This is a genomic window from Mycolicibacterium neoaurum ATCC 25795 (assembly GCF_000691525.1).
Taxonomy (GTDB): domain Bacteria; phylum Actinomycetota; class Actinomycetes; order Mycobacteriales; family Mycobacteriaceae; genus Mycobacterium; species Mycobacterium neoaurum.
In genome coordinates this window covers 14,562-31,989 of record NZ_JMDW01000009.1, presented here as the reverse complement: position 1 = coordinate 31,989, position 17,428 = coordinate 14,562, and the positions used below count along the sequence as shown (strand labels likewise).

16 protein-coding genes are annotated in these 17,428 nt (G+C 66.8%); 7 read left to right on the top strand and 9 right to left on the bottom strand.

Annotated features, from left to right (window positions below):
- Positions 1 to 71: 71 nt before the first annotated feature.
- From IC40_RS0112045 to dxr, 4 genes are read right to left on the bottom strand one after another with little or no spacing between them, the layout of a single operon-like run.
- Positions 72 to 926 carry a GNAT family N-acetyltransferase gene (locus IC40_RS0112045; protein ID WP_030134961.1) on the bottom strand — a complete coding sequence of 285 codons (855 nt, stop codon included), beginning with the start codon at positions 924 to 926 and terminating at the stop codon, positions 72 to 74.
- 59 nt (positions 927 to 985) lie between these two features.
- Entirely contained in the window at positions 986 to 2,143 is a 1,158-nt protein-coding gene (gene ispG / locus IC40_RS0112040) for a flavodoxin-dependent (E)-4-hydroxy-3-methylbut-2-enyl-diphosphate synthase (RefSeq protein WP_030134960.1), read from the bottom strand.
- A gap of 10 nt (positions 2,144 to 2,153) precedes the next feature.
- A complete protein-coding gene (locus tag IC40_RS0112035; protein ID WP_030134959.1) occupies positions 2,154 to 3,392 on the bottom strand; it encodes a M50 family metallopeptidase in 1,239 nt (412 codons plus the stop codon).
- Complete coding sequence (gene dxr, locus IC40_RS0112030) at positions 3,389 to 4,552, bottom strand: 1-deoxy-D-xylulose-5-phosphate reductoisomerase (RefSeq protein WP_030134958.1); 1,164 nt, start codon at positions 4,550 to 4,552, stop codon at positions 3,389 to 3,391. The genes IC40_RS0112035 and dxr overlap by 4 nt, the downstream gene beginning before the upstream one ends.
- A gap of 121 nt (positions 4,553 to 4,673) precedes the next feature.
- Here dxr and IC40_RS0112025 point away from each other — a divergent pair, with 121 nt between their 5' ends.
- The 3 genes from IC40_RS0112025 to IC40_RS0112015 all read left to right on the top strand — a co-directional run bounded on the left by IC40_RS0112025 (position 4,674) and on the right by IC40_RS0112015 (position 7,935).
- Positions 4,674 to 5,357 carry a fasciclin domain-containing protein gene (locus tag IC40_RS0112025; protein ID WP_030134957.1) on the top strand — a complete coding sequence of 228 codons (684 nt, stop codon included), beginning with the start codon at positions 4,674 to 4,676 and terminating at the stop codon, positions 5,355 to 5,357.
- Between the two features lie 173 nt (positions 5,358 to 5,530).
- Entirely contained in the window at positions 5,531 to 6,133 is a 603-nt protein-coding gene (locus IC40_RS0112020; protein WP_030134956.1) for a fasciclin domain-containing protein, read from the top strand.
- Positions 6,134 to 6,225: 92 nt separating this feature from the next.
- Complete coding sequence (locus IC40_RS0112015) at positions 6,226 to 7,935, top strand: cytochrome c biogenesis protein DipZ (protein WP_030134955.1); 1,710 nt, start codon at positions 6,226 to 6,228, stop codon at positions 7,933 to 7,935.
- A 9-nt stretch (positions 7,936 to 7,944) separates the two neighbouring features.
- On the opposite strand, the gene IC40_RS0112010 is transcribed toward IC40_RS0112015, so the two are convergent.
- Positions 7,945 to 9,423 (bottom strand): amino acid permease, encoded by a 1,479-nt coding sequence (locus IC40_RS0112010; RefSeq protein WP_030134954.1) that lies wholly within the window; start codon positions 9,421 to 9,423, stop codon positions 7,945 to 7,947.
- A 139-nt stretch (positions 9,424 to 9,562) separates the two neighbouring features.
- Between IC40_RS0112010 and IC40_RS0112005 the strand changes: the two genes are divergently transcribed.
- The 3 genes from IC40_RS0112005 (at position 9,563) to IC40_RS0111995 (ending at position 12,951) form a co-directional block, all read left to right on the top strand.
- The gene (locus IC40_RS0112005; protein ID WP_019512003.1) at positions 9,563 to 9,817 is read left to right on the top strand and encodes a DUF2631 domain-containing protein; all 255 of its coding nucleotides are present in this window, start codon (positions 9,563 to 9,565) and stop codon (positions 9,815 to 9,817) included.
- Between the two features lie 118 nt (positions 9,818 to 9,935).
- Complete coding sequence (locus IC40_RS0112000; protein ID WP_030134953.1) at positions 9,936 to 10,631, top strand: DUF427 domain-containing protein; 696 nt, start codon at positions 9,936 to 9,938, stop codon at positions 10,629 to 10,631.
- Positions 10,632 to 10,737: 106 nt separating this feature from the next.
- Positions 10,738 to 12,951, top strand: coding sequence for a glycoside hydrolase family 3 C-terminal domain-containing protein (locus IC40_RS0111995; protein ID WP_030134952.1), 2,214 nt, complete (start codon positions 10,738 to 10,740; stop codon positions 12,949 to 12,951).
- On the opposite strand, the gene IC40_RS0111990 is transcribed toward IC40_RS0111995, so the two are convergent.
- Entirely contained in the window at positions 12,939 to 14,096 is a 1,158-nt protein-coding gene (locus tag IC40_RS0111990; RefSeq protein ID WP_030134951.1) for a CoA transferase, read from the bottom strand. The two genes, IC40_RS0111995 and IC40_RS0111990, sit on opposite strands and share 13 nt — an antisense overlap.
- A 139-nt stretch (positions 14,097 to 14,235) precedes the next feature.
- Here IC40_RS0111990 and IC40_RS0111985 point away from each other — a divergent pair, with 139 nt between their 5' ends.
- Positions 14,236 to 14,775, top strand: coding sequence for a TetR/AcrR family transcriptional regulator (locus IC40_RS0111985; RefSeq protein WP_030134950.1), 540 nt, complete (start codon positions 14,236 to 14,238; stop codon positions 14,773 to 14,775).
- Between the two features lie 20 nt (positions 14,776 to 14,795).
- Here IC40_RS0111985 and rlmN read toward each other — a convergent pair whose 3' ends face one another.
- The 3 genes from rlmN to frr all read right to left on the bottom strand — a co-directional run bounded on the left by rlmN (position 14,796) and on the right by frr (position 17,419).
- On the bottom strand, positions 14,796 to 15,893 hold the full coding sequence (rlmN, locus tag IC40_RS0111980; protein ID WP_030134949.1) for a dual-specificity RNA methyltransferase RlmN: 1,098 nt from the start codon (positions 15,891 to 15,893) through the stop codon (positions 14,796 to 14,798).
- A gap of 99 nt (positions 15,894 to 15,992) precedes the next feature.
- Positions 15,993 to 16,862, bottom strand: coding sequence for a phosphatidate cytidylyltransferase (locus IC40_RS0111975; RefSeq protein ID WP_030134948.1), 870 nt, complete (start codon positions 16,860 to 16,862; stop codon positions 15,993 to 15,995).
- On the bottom strand, positions 16,862 to 17,419 hold the full coding sequence (gene frr, locus IC40_RS0111970; protein ID WP_030134947.1) for a ribosome recycling factor: 558 nt from the start codon (positions 17,417 to 17,419) through the stop codon (positions 16,862 to 16,864). The genes IC40_RS0111975 and frr overlap by 1 nt, the downstream gene beginning before the upstream one ends.
- Positions 17,420 to 17,428 lie beyond the last annotated feature (9 nt).

Sequence of the window (17,428 nt, the reverse complement as noted above, 5' to 3'; positions counted from 1 at the left end):
CACAACTGTGATTGCGTCGAGATCAACACTTGTGCGGTCCACGGCGCGCGCGGACCACAGAAACGTCGATCTCAGTCCAGCAGGATCGTGGCGAACGTACCGACCTGGGTGAAACCGATCCGGGCGTACGTCGCGCGCGCGATGTGGTTGAACCCGTTGACATACAGGCTTGCAATGCGACCGCTGCGCAGCACCGCGTCCGACACCGCCGCGGTCCCGGCGGCTCCCAGCCCTCGGCCGCGCCAGTCCGGGTGTACCCAGACACCCTGGATCTGTCCGACCGTCGGTGACTGCGAACCGATCTCCGCCTTGAAGACGACCTCGCCCCGTTCGAATCGTGCCCAGGCCCGCCCCGCGGCGATAAGGCCCGCGACCCGGCGGCGGTAGCTGCGGCCGCCATCACCCATCCGAGGATCGATACCGACCTCACCGATGAACATCTCGATGGCGGCCACCAGGTAGGTGTCCAGTTCTTCCATCCGCACCTGGCGAACCGCCGGGTCGGGCGCGCAGACCGGGGCATCGCTCAGCGCCATCAGTGGTTGGTCATCACGGACATCTCGGGCCGGTCCCCACCCGGGCGCCAGATGCCGCCACATGGGCATCACCAGCTCGGCCCGGCCGACGAGGGAGGAACAGCGCCGGGGGCCACTGAGCGCCTTGGCCGCGAACGCAGCCAGATCATCGCCACCGCCACGCAGCGGGATCAGATTCGCCCCGGCGTAGCACAGGGATTCGGCCGGCCGCCGGCGTGTCCACAGCTCGCCGCCGATGGCACTGGGGTCCACCCCGAATTCCTGTACCCGGCAGGCCACCATGCATGCGGCGACGGGATCCTGGTCCAAGACCACGCGCACCGGCTCCAGGTCGCGCACCACCGAGACCCTGCGGTCTGCGGCGAAGCGGGACAGCGGCGGAGCCGACATTAGGGAACTCTTTCTCGGGGCCGGCCTATGATGGTGGCCCCGCTGCGCAGGGCCGTTTCTCAGCTTACGGTGACAACCGGCGGACCGGAGGGAGTTCCCTGCGCGTCGGCCTCCCCGGCGATGCGCATGGCCTCCTCGATCAGGGTTTCCACGATCTGGGCCTCGGGCACGGTCTTGACGACCTCACCCTTGACGAAGATCTGCCCCTTACCGTTACCCGAGGCCACCCCCAGGTCGGCCTCCCGTGCCTCACCGGGTCCGTTGACCACACAGCCCATCACGGCGACCCGCAGCGGCACATCGAGCCCGTCCAGGCCGGCCGAGACCTCGTTGGCAAGCGTGTACACGTCGACCTGGGCGCGTCCGCAGGACGGGCAGGAGACGATCTCCAAGCCGCGCGGACGCAGGTTCAGCGACTCCAGGATCTGTGTGCCGACCTTGATCTCCTCGGCGGGCGGCGCCGACAAGGAGACACGGATGGTGTCGCCGATCCCCCGGGAGAGCAACGCCCCGAACGCGACGGCGGACTTGATGGTGCCCTGGAACGCCGGCCCGGCCTCGGTGACACCCAGGTGCAGCGGGTAGTCGCACTGGGCAGCCAACTGCTCGTAGGCCTCGACCATGACGACGGGGTCATTGTGCTTGACGCTGATCTTGATGTCGCCGAACCCGTGCTCCTCGAACAGCGAGGCCTCCCACAACGCGGATTCGACCAGCGCCTCCGGGGTCGCCTTGCCGTACTTCTCCAGCATGCGCTTGTCCAGCGAGCCGGCGTTGACCCCGATCCGGATCGGAATACCCGCCGCGCCCGCGGCTTTGGCCACTTCCTTGACCCGGCCGTCGAATTCCTTGATGTTGCCGGGGTTGACCCGCACCGCCGCACATCCGGCGTCGATGGCGGCGAAGATGTACTTGGGCTGGAAGTGGATGTCCGCGATGACCGGGATGTTGGCCTTCTTGGCGATGATCGGCAGCGCGTCGGCGTCTTCCTGACGCGGGCAGGCGACGCGGACGATATCGCACCCGGAGGCGGTCAACTCGGCGATCTGCTGCAGCGTCGAGTTGATGTCATGGGTCTTGGTGGTGCACATGGACTGCACCGAGATCGGGGATTCACTGCCCACACCGACATCGCCGACCTTGAGCTGCCGGGTCTTGCGGCGGGGGGCCAGCACGGGCGGCGGCGGGGCCGGCATGCCGAGGCCGATGGACGTCACAGTCGAACTCCTAGTCGAAGATGCTGATCGGGTTGACAAAGTCGGCGGTGACCGTCAACAGCATGTACCCGGCGACCACCGCCAGCACTACGTAGGTGGCGGGCATCAGCTTGAGATAGTTGACCGGTTCCGCGGCGACTTTGCCGCGGGCCGCACGGAACATGTTCCGTAATTTCTCGTAGGTGGCCACCGCGATGTGACCACCGTCGAAGGGCAGCAGCGGGATCAGGTTGACCGCTCCCAGCACGAAATTCAGCTGGGCCAGGAAGAACCAGAAGGCCACCCACAGCCCGGCGTCGACGGTCTCACCGCCGATGATCGAGGCACCCACCACCGAGATCGGGGTTTCCTTGTCCCGTTCCCCACCGCCGATGGCATCGACGAGGGCGCCGATCTTGGTGGGGATCTTCGCCAGCGCCTTGCCGAGCTCGACGGCCAGATCACCGGTGAAGGTGAAGGTCGCCGGGACGGCGGTCAACGGGTTGTACTGCGTGGGTCCCGGCGGCTGCACCGCGCTGACACCGATGGCGCCGACGGTGTCCGGGGTGGCCGCCTCGGCCGAGGTGAAACGCTGGGTGCGGGCGACGTCGACGACGGTGGACAGGCGCTGGCCGTCTCGCTCGTAGACCACCTGGACCGGGCCGTCGAGCTTGCGGATCTCGGCCGCCATCTCCGGGAATGTCGACACCTCGGTCTCGCCGACCTTGACGATGGTGTCCCCGGGCTTCAGACCCGCCAGCGCCGCCGGGCCGGGGCCTGGCTGCGGGCACGGACCGTAGGGGTTGTCGCCTTCCTTGGCCACCTGCGGTGCCACACAGGCGGTTTCACCGATCACAGCGGTCGTCGGCGGCGGCGTGAGGCTGGGCAGACCCCACACGACGGCGATGCCGTAGATGAGCACGAGGCCGATGACGAAGTTCATCGCGGGACCGGCGAACAACACCGCGACGCGCTTCCACACCTTCTGGCGGTACATCGCGTAGGGCCGGTCCTCGTCGGCGATCTCGTCGACTGCGGTCATCCCTGCGATATCGCAGAACCCGCCGAGCGGGACGGCCTTGATGCCGTACTCGGTGCTGCCGAGCTTGTTGGGTCGCCGAGTCGACCACAGCGTCGGACCGAAGCCGACGAAGTAGCGGCGCACCTTCATCCCGGTGGCCCGGGCAACCCACATGTGGCCACACTCATGCAACGCCACCGACGCGAGGATGGCCAGTGCGAAGAGCACGATGCCGACAGTGAACATCATCGGCTTCCGACTACCTCCCGGTCGATGGCGCTGCCGGCCCGTGCTCGGGCCCAGTCCTGCGCTTCGAGTATCTCTTCCACGGTAGCTGGTTGCGCGGCCCACTGATCTGCGGCGTGCAGCACATCGGCAACGGTTCGGACAATCGCCGGGAAACGGATCCGGCCGTCGAGGAACGCCGCCGCCGCTTCCTCGTTGGCGGCGTTGTACACCGCGGTCAGGCTGCCGCCCCGGCGGCCGGCCTCGCGGGCCAGGTCGACGGCCGGGAACACCGACGCATCGAGCGGCTCGAATGTCCAGGTCGAGGCTGTGGACCAATCACATGCCGCGGCGGCGCCGGGCACCCGTGCCGGCCATCCCAGCGCCAGGGCGATCGGCAGCTTCATATCCGGCGGACTGGCCTGGGCCAGCGTCGAGCCGTCGGTGAAGGTGACCATCGAGTGCACGATCGACTGGGGATGCACGACCACCTCGATGCGGTCGTAGTCGACCCCGAACAGCAGGTGCGTCTCGATCAGCTCAAGACCCTTGTTGACCAGGGTCGCCGAGTTCAAGGTGTTCATCGGACCCATCGACCAGGTCGGATGGGCGCCGGCCTGCTCGGGGGTGACATCCTCCAACGCCTGCGCCGACCAGCCCCGGAACGGTCCGCCCGATGCGGTCAGCACCAGACTGGCGACCTCGTCGGCGGTCCCGCCGCGCAGACACTGCGCCAGCGCGGAATGCTCGGAGTCCACCGGCACGATCTGGCCGGGGGCCGCCGCGGCAAGGGCGAGCGGACCGCCTGCGACAAGGGATTCCTTGTTCGCCAGCGCCAGCCGGGCGCCGCTGTGCAGCGCAGCCAGGGTGGGCTTGAGACCCAAGGCCCCGACGAGCGCGTTGAGCACGACATCGGCGTCGGTGTCCTCGACGAGTCGGGTGGCGGCCTCCGGTCCGCGGTAGCGGGCCTCGATGGGTGCTTCGGGGTCGGCGACGGCCACGTTCGTCACACCGGTCTCGGCGGCCTGGCGGGCCAGCAATTCGGCGTTGCCGCCACCGGCGGCCAGCCCGACCACTTCGAAACTGTCCGGGTTCGCGGCGATCACATCGAGGGCCTGGGTGCCGATCGATCCGGTACTACCCAGGATCAGCACGCGCCGGCGGTCAGAACTCACACCGACCATTGTGCCCCGCCCGGACACGAATTCCGGTGTAGACCCATCCGGGCCGCGGTGGGCACCGAATGAGCGATGTAGGGCCAACCGGGTCGGTACCAGCCACCCGCCAACAAGGAAGTTGAGTCTCATGACATTGACCCACCAGCATCGCATCGCATTCGCCGGATTCGCCGCCGTCGCGGCGCTCGGGCTGTCCGCCTGTTCGGGCGGCTCTTCGTCAGTCGAGAGCAGTGCCAGTGAAGCCAGTTCCTCAATCTCCTCGATGACCTCATCGATGGCGGCACCGGAGACCACCTCCAGCATGGCCGCGCCCGCCGGCAACCTGATCGGTTCGGGCTGCGCCGCATACGCCGAACAGAATCCCGAAGGACCCGGCTCGGTGACCGGCATGGCCGCCGATCCGGTGACCGTCGCCGCCTCCAACAACCCGATGCTCAAGACCCTCACCCAGGCGCTCTCGGGCCAGCTGAACCCGAACGTCAACCTGGTCGACACCCTCAACGGCGGCGAGTTCACCGTGTTCGCCCCGACCGATGACGCGTTCGCCAAGATCGATCCGGCCACGCTGGAGACCCTCAAGACCGACTCGGACCTGCTGACCTCGATCCTGACCTATCACGTGGTCCCCGGCCAGGCCAGCCCCGACCAGGTCGCCGGCGAGCACACCACCGTTCAGGGCGCCCCGGTCACCGTTACCGGTGCGGGCAACGACCTCAAGGTCGGCGACGCAGGCCTGGTCTGCGGCGGTGTGAAGACCGCCAACGCCACCGTCTACATGATCGACACCGTCCTGATGCCCCCGGCTGCCTGATAGCCGGCACCGAACCGGCGAGGCAGCCCGTTCCCCCGACCGGGCTGCCTCGCCCCTCGACGGCACCGCCGTCCCGCCCCATCGACGGCACCGCCGTCGGGCCCCATCGACGGCACCGCTGTCTGACTCCCTCATACGAAACGTGAAGACGACCAAGTAAAAGGATTCGACCGATGACCCTCTCGCTGAACACCCGCAAGCTCGCCGGCATCGCATGTACCGCAGCCGCCGCCACCGGCCTCATGTTCGCCTCCGCCGGAGTCGCCCAGGCCGCGCCGGTCGGCCCCGGCTGCGCCGCCTACGCCGCCCAGAATCCCGTGGGTCCGGCCTCGGTGACCGGTATGGCCGCCGATCCGGTGGCCTTTGCGGCGGCGAACAACCCGATGCTCAAGACCCTCACCCAGGCGCTCTCGGGTCAGCTCAACCCGCACGTGAATCTGGTCGACACCCTGAACAGCGCACCCGCGCTGACGGTGTTCGCGCCCACCGATGAGGCGTTCGCGAAGATCGATCCCGCGACCATCGAACGTCTCAAGACCGACTCGGCGCTGCTGACCAGCATCCTGACCTATCACGTGGTCGAGGGTCAGGCCAGCCCCGAGCAGGTGGTCGGTGTGCACAAGACCATGCAGGGCGCCGAGGTGAACGTCACCGTGCCGAACATGGCCATGCCCGCCGAGCTGAAGGTCAACGATGCCAACGTGGTGTGCGGGGGCGTGCAGACCGCCAACGCCACCGTCTACCTCATCGACACCGTGCTGATGCCGCCCATGTGATCTGTTCTCCACCACATCAGCCCGGCCGCAACCGCGGTCGGGCTGATGTGTATTCGGGCCATCCAATTGCGTTGCCGTGACGAATAACTCATATGGTCACTCTGATCGCGATCGGTTTCCTCGGTGGCCTGATCACCGGCATCTCGCCGTGCATCCTGCCGGTGTTGCCGGTCGTCTTCTTTTCCGGGACCCAGAGCGGGGACACCAATGCACCTGCGCGCTCGGCGCTGACCTCGCGGCTGCGGCCGTATCTGGTGATCGCCGGCCTGGTGCTCAGCTTCAGTCTGGTCACCCTCGCCGGATCGGCTTTGCTGTCGATGCTGCACCTGCCCCAGGACGCCATCCGCTGGGTGGCGCTGGTGGCGTTAATCGCGATCGGCCTGGGGTTGATCTTCCCGCGATTCGAAGCGCTGTTGGAGAAACCGTTCGCTCTGCTGCCGCAGCGGCAGTTCGGTTCGGGCACCAGCGGTTTCGTACTGGGCCTCACCCTGGGCGTGCTGTACGTACCGTGCGCGGGTCCGGTGCTGGCCGCGATCGTCGTCGCCGGCGCCACGGGCAGCATCGGGGCCGATATCATCGCACTGACGCTGTCATTCGCGATCGGCGCGGCCCTGCCGCTGCTGTTCTTCGCGCTGGCCGGGCGGCGGGTCACCGAGCGGGTCGCGGCGTTCCGTCGCCGGCAGCGTGAGATCCGCGTGACCGCAGGCCTCGTCACGATCATGTTGGCCGTGGCACTGGTGTTCAACCTGCCGGCGGCGCTACAGCGCACCATCCCCGATTACACCGCCGCCCTGCAGGACCGCGTCGGCGGCGAGGAGCAGCTGCGCGAGAAACTCAACCTCGGCGGGTTGGTCAACGATCAGAATGCCGAGTTGTCGAACTGCACCAACGGCGCGCCCGAGCTGGAGAGCTGCGGTACCGCACCGGATATCAAGGGCATCACGAAGTGGCTCAATACGCCGGGCAACGCACCGATCGAACTGAAATCGTTGCGCGGCAAGGTGGTAATGATCGACTTCTGGGCCTACTCGTGTATCAACTGTCAGCGCGCCACACCGCATCTGGTCGACTGGTATGCGGCCTACCGGGATCGCGGCCTGGAGGTCATCGGGGTGCACACCCCCGAGTACGCCTTCGAGAAGGAGGAGGCCAATGTCGTCAGCGGTGCCGCTGACCTCGGCATCACCTATCCGGTGGCGATGGACAACAACTTCTCGACCTGGACGAACTATCGCAACCGTTACTGGCCCGCCCACTACCTGATCGACAAGCAGGGCGTGGTACGGCACATCAAGTTCGGCGAGGGCGACTACGCGACCACCGAAAAGTTGATCCGCCAACTTCTCTCCGATGGTGATGACAGCGCCCTGCCGGCCGCCACCGAACGCTCCGATGACACCCCGACCGCGCCCACCACACCGGAGACGTACTTCAGCGTCGGCAAGGTGGTCAACTACGGCGGCACCGGCGTGTACGACGAGGGCAGCCACACCTTCGACTTCCCGGACCGGCTCGCCCCGGACAGCTTCGCTCTGCGTGGGCCGTGGGCACTGGACTATCAGGGCATCACCGCGCGGGCTGACGGTGCGACGATCCGGCTGAACTATCGCGCGCGCAACGTCTATCTCGTCGTCGGCGGCAACGGCACCGTGCGGGTCACCCGCGACGGCGTCACCCGCGAGTTGGCGGTCAGCGGCCCGCCGAACATGCGCCAGATCATCGCCGACGATCCCGCGGGTACCGGCACCGTCGAAGTGTCACTCGACGCTGGGCTGCAGGCGTTTTCGTTCACCTATGGCTGACTCGACAGCTCAGATCTTCCCGTCCAGCGCCTGCCGCTGACCGAGTAGCGAATGCCTGCGGCCGTAGGCAAGGTAGATCAGCACGCCTAGGGCCATCCACGCGATGAACCTGATCCAGGTCAGCGCGGTCAGGTTCAGCATCAACCACAGACATGCGACGATCGAGGCAATCGGCAGCAGCGGCACCCACGGCACCCGGAAGCCACGTTCGAGATCCGGGCGACTGCGCCGCAGCACGATGACACCCGCCGACACCAGCACAAAGGCGAACAACGTGCCGACGTTGACCATCTCTTCGAGCCGGTTGACCGGGAACAGCGAGGCGGCCAGCGCCACGAGCACAGCCACGATGACGGTGATCCGCACCGGGGTGCCCCGGGAGCCGGTGCGGGCCAGCGACCGAGGGAGCAGTCCGTCACGCGACATCGCGAACAGCACGCGCGACAGGCCGAGCATCAGCACCATCACCACGGTGGTCAGGCCCGCCAGCGCTCCGATGGAGATGACTTTCGCGGCCCAGTCCACACCATTGAGTTCGAACGCGGTGGCCAGGTTGGGATGTCCACCACCGGCCTCCTTCATGTCGACGTAGGAGGCCATCCCGGACAGCACCACCGACACCGCGACGTAGAGGACGGTAACGATCGCCAACGAGGCCAGGATGCCCCTGGCGACGTCGCGCTGGGGATTCCTGGTCTCCTCGGCCGTCGTCGCGACCACGTCGAAACCGATGAAGGCGAAGAAGACGATCGACGCACCCGCCAGCAGACCGTAGATGCCGTAGTGGCTGCCCGCCGCGCCGGTCAGCAGCGAGAACACCGACTGGTCCACACCGGACCCCGCGGACTCCCCTGATTCGGTCGGCGGGATGAAGGGTGTGTAGTTGGCCATCTTGATGTAAAAGGCGCCGACGATCACCACCAGCAGCACCACCGACACCTTGATAGCGGTGATGACAAGGCTGAAGTGCGAGGACAGTTTGGTGCCGAGTGCCAGCAGTGCCGCGACGGTGCCGACGATCAACAGGGCACCCCAATCGAAATCGAGCGGTCCGACCGCGACGACGCCACCGGAGAAACCGAACACCGTTCCCAGATAGCTCGACCACCCCTTGGCGACGACGGCAGCGCCGACGGCGAACTCCAGGATCAGATCCCAGCCGATGATCCAGGCGATGAATTCGCCGAAGGTCGCATAGGAGAACGTGTAAGCACTACCTGCCACCGGCACCGTCGAGGCGAATTCGGCGTAACACAGGGCGGCCAGCCCACAGGTGACCGCAGCCAGGAGGAACGACACCGAGATCGCCGGGCCGGTGATGTTGGCCGCGGTCGAGGCGGTGACGGTGAAGATGCCGGCGCCCACGACGACCGACACTCCGAAGACCGTCAGGTCCCACCAGGTCAGATCCTTGCGCAGCCGCGTCCCCGGTTCGTCGGTATCGGCGATGGACTGCTCTACGGACTTCCTGCGCAATCGTTCCGTCACGCACGCAACGTACCCACTACCGGCCCTTTTCCACCTCTTTTTCGGCCCTGTATGCGGGCCTGCTCGCGAACCTCGTTCGGGCTCGATCATCGAGGTGTGCCAGAATGGGCGCACTGTCCACCGGGCGTGAGGAGAAGGCGTGTCCAGCACCGAGGTCGAGCGTCACAACGGCGTCGATACCGAAGATGTGCCCTCGGCGGCATGGGGCTGGTCTGTGGAGAACCCGCGGGTGCTGCACATCATCGGCATCTTCGCCGCGATCTTCCTGGTCGTGATGACCCACGGCAACCATGTCGGACACGTCGAGGACGTCTTCCTCATCTTCTTCGCCGTGCTGATCCTCGGCATCGTGGCGCGCGACTGGATCGCCCGCAGCCGCGGCTGGTACCGCTAACACACACACCGCACGAGAACGCCCCGGAGCCCATGGGTTCCGGGGCGTTTTTCATCGCCGTGAACGGCAGGACATGTTCAAAGTGACAACTCACTACTGATCTGTAAAGTTCTGCGTTATGACGCTGTACGCCGGTCATGGGCCCTTCAGCCGGGATCCGGCGGGCAGGTTCTTCCCGGCCGTCCCGACCGACGTGGTCTTCATCGAACCGCATCCCCGCCGGGTCCAGGCGGTCCTGAACGGCAGCACCGTGATCGACACCGAAGCTGCGCTGCTGGTACACCGCCGCGACCATCCCCTCGGCTACGCCTTCCCGGCCTGCGAGATCCACGGATTGCCCACCGAGCCGGTCCGCGAGCGACCCGGGTACGTGCGCGTGCCGTGGGACGCCGTCGACGTCTGGATGGAGGAGGGGCGAAGACTCGTCCACTATCCACCCAACCCGTATCACCGGGTGGACTGCCTGCCTTCCGGCCGCGGGCTGCGGGTCAGCATCGCAGGCACCGTCCTGGTCGATACCACCGACACCGTGATCGTCTACGAGACAGCGTTGGCGCCGAGGCTGTACGTCGACCCGGCGATGGTGCGCACGGATCTCCTGCAACCCAGCCCGACAACGAGCTACTGCAACTACAAGGGCCACGCCCGATACTGGTCTGCCGCGGTCGACAACAGGGTGCTGCCGGACATCGCGTGGAGTTATCCGGACACACCCCCGGAATCGATGGCCATCGCCGGCTTTCTCAGCTTCGACGAGACGCGTGTCGAGATGACCGCCGAGCTGCCGACGAGCAAGTCGGGTCGCGGGTGTTGAATCGGGCCGCGCAGTAGGGCTTTCCCGGATAACGTCGGCCCGAACCGACCGGTGCGCGCCGGAATCTCGCACGAGCCGGCACCCCATACGCACACCCGTATGGACAATGGTCACGGTGACCGAGCACACCGACCCCACCACCGCCCTGACCACGGCCGAGCAGGCCGCACTTGGCAGCGGCGAGACGTTCTGGACCACCAAGGCCGTCGGCGATATCCCGTCGATCGTGCTGACCGACGGCCCGCACGGGGTGCGAAAACAGTCGGGCAACCCCGACCACGTCGGCATCGGGGCCAGCGAACCTGCCACCTGTTTCCCGCCGGCGGTGGCACTGGGCCAGTCCTGGGATCCGGATCTGGTGCGCCGGGTCGGCGAGGCGCTGGGCACCGAGAGCCGGGCGCTGGGCGTCGGGGTGCTGCTCGGACCGGGTGTCAACATCAAACGAGATCCCCGCTGCGGCCGTAACTTCGAGTACTTCTCCGAGGACCCGCTGATCGCCGGCGTGCTCGGTGCGGCATGGGTGGCCGGTGTGCAGAGCCGCGGCGTCGGCGCCTCGCTGAAACACTTCGCCGCCAACAACGCCGAGGACGACCGGATGCGGGCCAGTTCGCAGGTCGACGAGCGCACGCTGCGGGAGATCTATCTACGCGCCTTCGAACGCATCATCACCCGCGAGCAGCCGTGGACCGTGATGTGCTCCTACAACCGCATCAATGGGGTATACGCAGCGGAGAACGAGTGGTTGCTGTCCACCGTGCTGCGCGACGAGTGGGGTTTCGACGGTGTGGTGGTCAGCGACTGGGGCGCGGTTCGCGACCGGGTCACCGCCGTCGCGGCGGGACTGGATCTGGAGATGCCCGCCACCGGCGGGATGACCGATACCGAGGTCAGCGCTGCGGTCCAGTCCGGGGCCCTGGATGCCGCCGTGGTGGCGCGTGCCGCCGCCCGGGTGGCGCGGCTCGCCAACAAGGCCTCCGAACACGCCGACAGCACAACATCTTTCGACGTCGACGAGCACCATGGCCTGGCGCGTACCGCGGCGGCCCGCTCCATCGTGTTGCTCAAGAACGAAGCAGATCTGCTCCCGCTGTCCCCGGCGTCGTCGGTCGCGGTGGTCGGTGGCTTCGCGACGAACCCGCGCTATCAGGGCGGCGGCAGTTCCCATGTGAACCCGACCCGCCTCGACATCCCGCTCGACGAGATCCGTTCTCGTGCCGGATCGGTCAGTCATGCTGACGGCATCACCGAGGACACCCTGGAGGCGGCGCGCGCGGCCGATGTCGCAGTCGTCTTTCTCGGCCTGCCCGCCGAGGAGGAGTCGGAGGGCTTCGACCGCACCCACATCGACCTGCCCGACGAGCAGCTGCAACTGCTGGCGGCGGTCGTGCAGGCGCAACCGCGCACCGTGGCAGTGCTCTCCCACGGCGGCATCGTCAGACTCGACACCGTCGCCGAACTGGCGCCGGCGATCCTCGATGGCGCCCTACTCGGCCAGGGCGGCGGGGCCGCCATCGCCGATGTGCTGTTCGGTGCGGTCAATCCGTCAGGCCGGCTGACCGAGACCGTACCGGCGCGTCTGCAGGACTGCCCCGGATACCTGAACTTCACTCCCGAGGACGGCCGAATCATCTACGGCGAAAGGGTTTTCGTGGGCTACCGGTGGTACGGCGCGCGCGATCTGGCGGTCACCTTTCCGTTCGGGCACGGGCTGTCCTACACCAGCTTCGACTATGACGACCTCGTCGTGCACGCGGGCACCCACGAACTGACCGTGCGCGTGACGGTGACCAATACCGGCGACCGGACAGGTCGGGAGGTGGTGCAGATCTACGCCGGCTTGCCCGGATCCCGGGTGTCCCGGCCGCCGCAGTGGCTCGTCGGGTTCGGTGATGTGACATTGGCCCCAGGTGACCGACGCATCGTGGAAGTCGCCATTCCCCGGAACGAACTCGCGTACTGGGATGTTGACTCGGCGCGCTGGACGGTCGAAACCGGCGACTACACGGTGCACGCCGGTGCGTCGAGCCGGGATCTGCGGTTGCACGCCACCGTCGGCGTGACCGGTGATACCGCGATCGCACCGTTCACCCTGGAATCCACCCTCGGCGAACTGCTGGCCGACCCGGTGGCCGCGCCGATCCTGGCTGCCGCGATGTCCGGTATGGGTCAGAACGAGGGTCAGGGCGCCGTCCCGGGTGGCGACATGATCCGCATGCTGGCATCCATCCCGGTCGGCCGGATCACGTCGTTGAGCGGTGGATCGGTCAGCCACGAGCAGGTAGCCCAGCTGATCGGCGAGGTGAACCGTCAGCGGTCCTGAGACAATTCGGTGAGGATTTCTTCGGTGTGCTCGCCCAGTTCGGGGGCGCGCCCGCGCGGTTGCCACGGCGTGCCGGAGAAATCGACAGGGCTGGCCACCATCGGAGCGCTCGAATTCCCTTCGGGCACATCGACGATTCCTCCGGCCGCATGGAACTGCGCGTCGGCGAGCACATCGTCGAGGGTGTTGATCGGTGACCAGAAGAAGTCCGGCTCACCGGCGAACACCTGCTCCCAGTCCGCCAAGGGGCGGCAGGCGAAGATGTCGTCGAGTTCGGCGATGATCTCGCGCGCGTGGGTGAACCGGTCCCGCGGTGTCGGATACCGGTGTAGCCACTCGTCGCGGCCGACGACCCGGCACAGCGACGGCCAGTGCCGGGAGACATCCAGGCCGACGATCCAGAAGCGACGACCATCGCCCGCGGCGTAGTTGTTCATGCAGGGGTTACCCATGGCTTCGCGTTGCCCGATCGCGATCTGCTGCCCGGTCATCAGCACCGTGTTCAAGTCGAAGCTGACGGTATACGCACCCTGCCGGTACAGCGATGTGGTGACCAGTTGCCCTGTGCCGGTGCGCGTCCGGGCCAGCAACGCCGCACACACGGCGGCCGCCAGGGTCATCGCGGCGGAGTGGTCACCCATTCCGCCACGCTGGAACGGCGGGGTGTCCCCCGGTCGTGTCAGGAGGTCGGCGATGCCGGCACGAGCCCAGAACGCGGCGACGTCATAGGCGGCCCGGTCGGCATCGGGGCCCTCGGTGCCGTACCCGGTGATCAACCCGTAGACCAACCGCGGGTTGACCGCGGCCACCGTGGAGAAATCCAGGCCCAACCGCGAAAGAGCGCCTGGCCGGATGTTGGTGAGGAACACATCGGCGGTGCCGAGGAGGTCCAACGCCGTGGCCCGACCGCTCGATTCGGTCAGATCGAGCACGATGCTGCGCTTGGCGCGGTTGTCCATCTGGAAAGGCGGGTTGGACGCGATACCCATGTCATCGTCCAGACCCATCATCCGGCCGAAGGCGCGCGCGGGATCTCCGCCCGGCGGCTCGATCTTGATGACATCGGCGCCCCAGTCGGCCAGGATTGCCCCGGCAGCCGGCGCGGCTACCCACACTCCGAGTTCGATCACCCGGAATCCGTGCATCGGTCCTGCTGTCACGAGGATCCTTCCGGTAACGGCCAACGGCGGGACCGCGGTTTTTCATATCGACGTCGGGGCCACCTCGACACGGTCCCGACCTTACGGTCCCGTCGGCGATCCGACAGCAACTACCATCGTGATCGTGAACAAGCCCCTGCCCACCCAGTCAGATTCCGGGGAGGACACCTCGACGCGGCGAAGGATCCTGGCCGCCACGGCGGAGGTACTCGGACGCCACGGGCAGACCAAATTGAGTCTGTCCGAGGTCGCACTGCAAGCCGGGGTGTCCCGTCCGACGTTGTATCGCTGGTTCGCCTCGAAGGAAGAGTTGTTGCGCGCCTTCGGCGCCTACGAAAGCGAGATGTTCGACACCGGCATGAGCAACGCCACCGCCGGTCTGCGTGGCACCGAAAAGCTGGATGCCGCATTGCGTTTCATCGTCGAGTACCAGCAGGCCTACTCCGGGGTGCGGGTGGTGGACATCGAGCCCGAGGTGGTCATCGCCGAACTCGGTCACGTCATCCCCGTGATGCGAGCCCGGTTACTGAAGTTGTTGACCGGCTCGAACGCCGATGTGAAGGCCGCGACGGCGATCCGAGTGGCCATCTCGCACTACATCGTCCGCAGTGATGACGACGGTCAGTTCCTGGCGCAACTGCGGCACGCCGTCGGCATCAAGTGATCAGCGACGTCCTCGCTAGGTCAGCCTTCGGCCGCCAGTTGCCCGCAGGCTGCCGCGATCTCGCGGCCACGGGTATCCCGCACGGTGCATGACACTCCCTTGGCCTGCACCCGTCGCACGAACTCACGCTCGACCGGTTTGGGGCTTGCATCCCATTTACTACCCGGGGTGGGGTTCAGCGGGATCAGGTTCACGTGGACCAGTGGGCCGAGCTTGCTGTGCAGCTTCTTGCCGAGAAGATCCGCGCGCCAGGGCTGATCGTTGACATCGCGGATCAGCGCGTACTCGATGGACACCCGGCGTCCGGTCGAATCGGCGTAGTAGCGCGCGGCGTCGAGCACCTCGTCGACACTCCAGCGGTTGTTCACCGGGACCAGGGTGTCGCGCAGTTCGTCGTCGGGGGTATGCAGCGAGACCGCCAACGTCACGCCGAGCCTCTCGTCGGCAAGCCTGCGAATGGCCGGCGCCAGCCCGACGGTCGACACCGTCACCGACCGCGCACTGATACCGAAGCCGTCAGGCGATGATGCGGTGATTCTTCGGACGGCGGCCAGTACCCGGTTGTAGTTGGCAAGCGGCTCCCCCATCCCCATGAAGACGATGTTGGACAGTCGGCCGTCATGGTCATCGCGCATTGCGACCGATGCCGCGCGCACCTGTTCCAGAATCTCGGCGGTGGACAGATTGCGCTGCAGTCCGCCCTGGCCCGTCGCGCAGAACGGGCATGCCATCCCGCACCCGGCCTGTGAGGAGATGCACACGGTGTTGCGCTGCGGATAACGCATCAACACCGACTCGAAGGTGGTTCCGTCGACCGCGCGCCACAGCGTCTTGCGGGTCTCACCGGCATCGCACTGGATCTGCTTTGCCGGCTGGATGAGGGTGGGGAACAGCGATTCGGCCACCTGTTCGCGCACCGCGGCGGGCAGATCGGTCATCTCCCGCGGGTCGGCGCTCAGCCTGCCGTAATAGTGATTGGCCAGCTGTTTGGCCCGGAATTTCGGCAGCCCCAGCTCGGTGACGGCGGCGATCCGGCCGTCGGCGTCGAGGTCGGCAAGATGCCGCGGCGGCAGCGCGCGTCGCGGAGCGTCGAAAACCAGCGGAAGGGAAACGGCCATGATCCGGTCCAGTATCTCATCCGGCGCGGCCACGCCACCAATCTGCGATTTGCGGAGTCTGAGCCGCGACCATGGCGGCTGCGGCGCCACAAATCACAGTCAGGCGAGCAGCGTCAGCACGATCCAGCCGACGACGGCCGAGGGCAGCATCGCGTCGATGCGATCCATGATGCCGCCGTGCCCGGGTAGCAACGTGCCCATGTCCTTGATGCCGAGGTCGCGTTTGACCTGAGATTCGACCAGGTCCCCGAGGACGCCGGTGATGACCAGCAGCACACCCAGCGGTACACCGATCCAGGCCGGCCGGTCCAGCAGGAAAGCCACCGACAGGATCGCGGCGGCGGTGCCGAAGACCAGCGAGCCGCCCATCCCCTCCCAGGACTTCTTGGGGCTGATCGCCGGAGCCATCAGGTGTTTACCGAACAGGACGCCGGCGACGTAACCACCGATATCGGCGAACACGACGGTGGCGATGATGGTGAACACCCGTTCCCCACCGTCGTCGGCGAAGATCAGCAGCGCGGTGAACGCCGCGAACAACGGCACCCACGTCGCGAGCAGCACCGACGCCGCGATATCGCGCAGATAGTTGATGGGTTGTTTGTTCAGTCCTTGGCCCAACAGCCGCCAGAACATGCAGATCACGACGGTGCCCGCATAGGCGCCCAGCAGTCCGGCGGCGCCGAACGGCCACGTCAGCCAGATCATCGCCTGGCCACCGACCAGCAACGGCACGGTCGGTAGGACGAAGCCGTGCTCGCGCAACCGCCGGATCACCTCGTGGGTGGCGATGGCGATGGCAACGGCCAGCAGCGGCAGCCACCACAGCGGGGCGAACAACAACGTCCCGATGGCCATACCGCCGAGCACGACACCGACAGCGATGGCCGCGGGCAGGTCCCGACCCGCACGCGAGGATTTCTTCGGTTTTTCGGCGTCTACCACGGGACTGCGCTGCTGAGAGGTCATCAGACCTCCAACAGCTCGCCTTCTTTGTGCTTGACCAGTTCGTCGATCTGGGCCACGTACTGCCCGGTGGTCTTGTCCAGATCCTTCTCGGCGCGCCCGACCTCGTCCTCGCCGGCCTCGCCGTCCTTCTTGATGCGGGCCAGTTCGTCCATGGCTTTGCGCCGGATGTTGCGCACCGACACCTTGGCGTCCTCGCCCTTGCCCTTGGCCTGCTTGACCAATTCGCGACGGCGTTCCTCGGTGAGCTGCGGAATCGAGATCCGGATGACGCTGCCGTCGTTGGACGGGTTGACCCCCAGGTCCGAGTTGCGGATCGCGTCCTCGATGGCCTTGAGCTGGTTGGCCTCGTACGGCTTGATCACGACCAACCGCGCCTCCGGCACGTTGATGCTGGAAAGCTGGGTGATCGGGGTCATCGAACCGTAGTAGTCGATGTTCAGCCGGGAGAACATGCCCGGATTGGCGCGGCCGGTGCGGATCGACGACAGGTCGTCGCGAGCCACCGACACCGCCTTCTCCATCTTCTCCTCGGCGTCGAAGAGGGTTTCGTCGATCACGTGTCTATC

Bases quoted from the DNA above. Each gene is read 5' to 3' on its own strand.
- IC40_RS0112045 (WP_030134961.1), bottom strand. From the start codon at position 926: ATGTCGGCTCCGCCGCTGTCCCGCTTCGCCGCAGACCGCAGGGTCTCG.
- IC40_RS0112035 (WP_030134959.1), bottom strand. From the start codon at position 3,392: ATGATGTTCACTGTCGGCATCGTGCTCTTCGCACTGGCCATCCTCGCG.
- dxr (WP_030134958.1), bottom strand. From the start codon at position 4,552: ATGGTCGGTGTGAGTTCTGACCGCCGGCGCGTGCTGATCCTGGGTAGT.
- IC40_RS0112025 (WP_030134957.1), top strand. From the start codon at position 4,674: ATGACATTGACCCACCAGCATCGCATCGCATTCGCCGGATTCGCCGCC.
- IC40_RS0112020 (WP_030134956.1), top strand. From the start codon at position 5,531: ATGACCCTCTCGCTGAACACCCGCAAGCTCGCCGGCATCGCATGTACC.
- IC40_RS0112015 (WP_030134955.1), top strand. From the start codon at position 6,226: ATGGTCACTCTGATCGCGATCGGTTTCCTCGGTGGCCTGATCACCGGC.
- IC40_RS0112000 (WP_030134953.1), top strand. From the start codon at position 9,936: ATGACGCTGTACGCCGGTCATGGGCCCTTCAGCCGGGATCCGGCGGGC.
- IC40_RS0111995 (WP_030134952.1), top strand. From the start codon at position 10,738: ATGGTCACGGTGACCGAGCACACCGACCCCACCACCGCCCTGACCACG.
- IC40_RS0111990 (WP_030134951.1), bottom strand. From the start codon at position 14,096: ATGCACGGATTCCGGGTGATCGAACTCGGAGTGTGGGTAGCCGCGCCG.
- rlmN (WP_030134949.1), bottom strand. From the start codon at position 15,893: ATGGCCGTTTCCCTTCCGCTGGTTTTCGACGCTCCGCGACGCGCGCTG.
- IC40_RS0111975 (WP_030134948.1), bottom strand. From the start codon at position 16,862: ATGACCTCTCAGCAGCGCAGTCCCGTGGTAGACGCCGAAAAACCGAAG.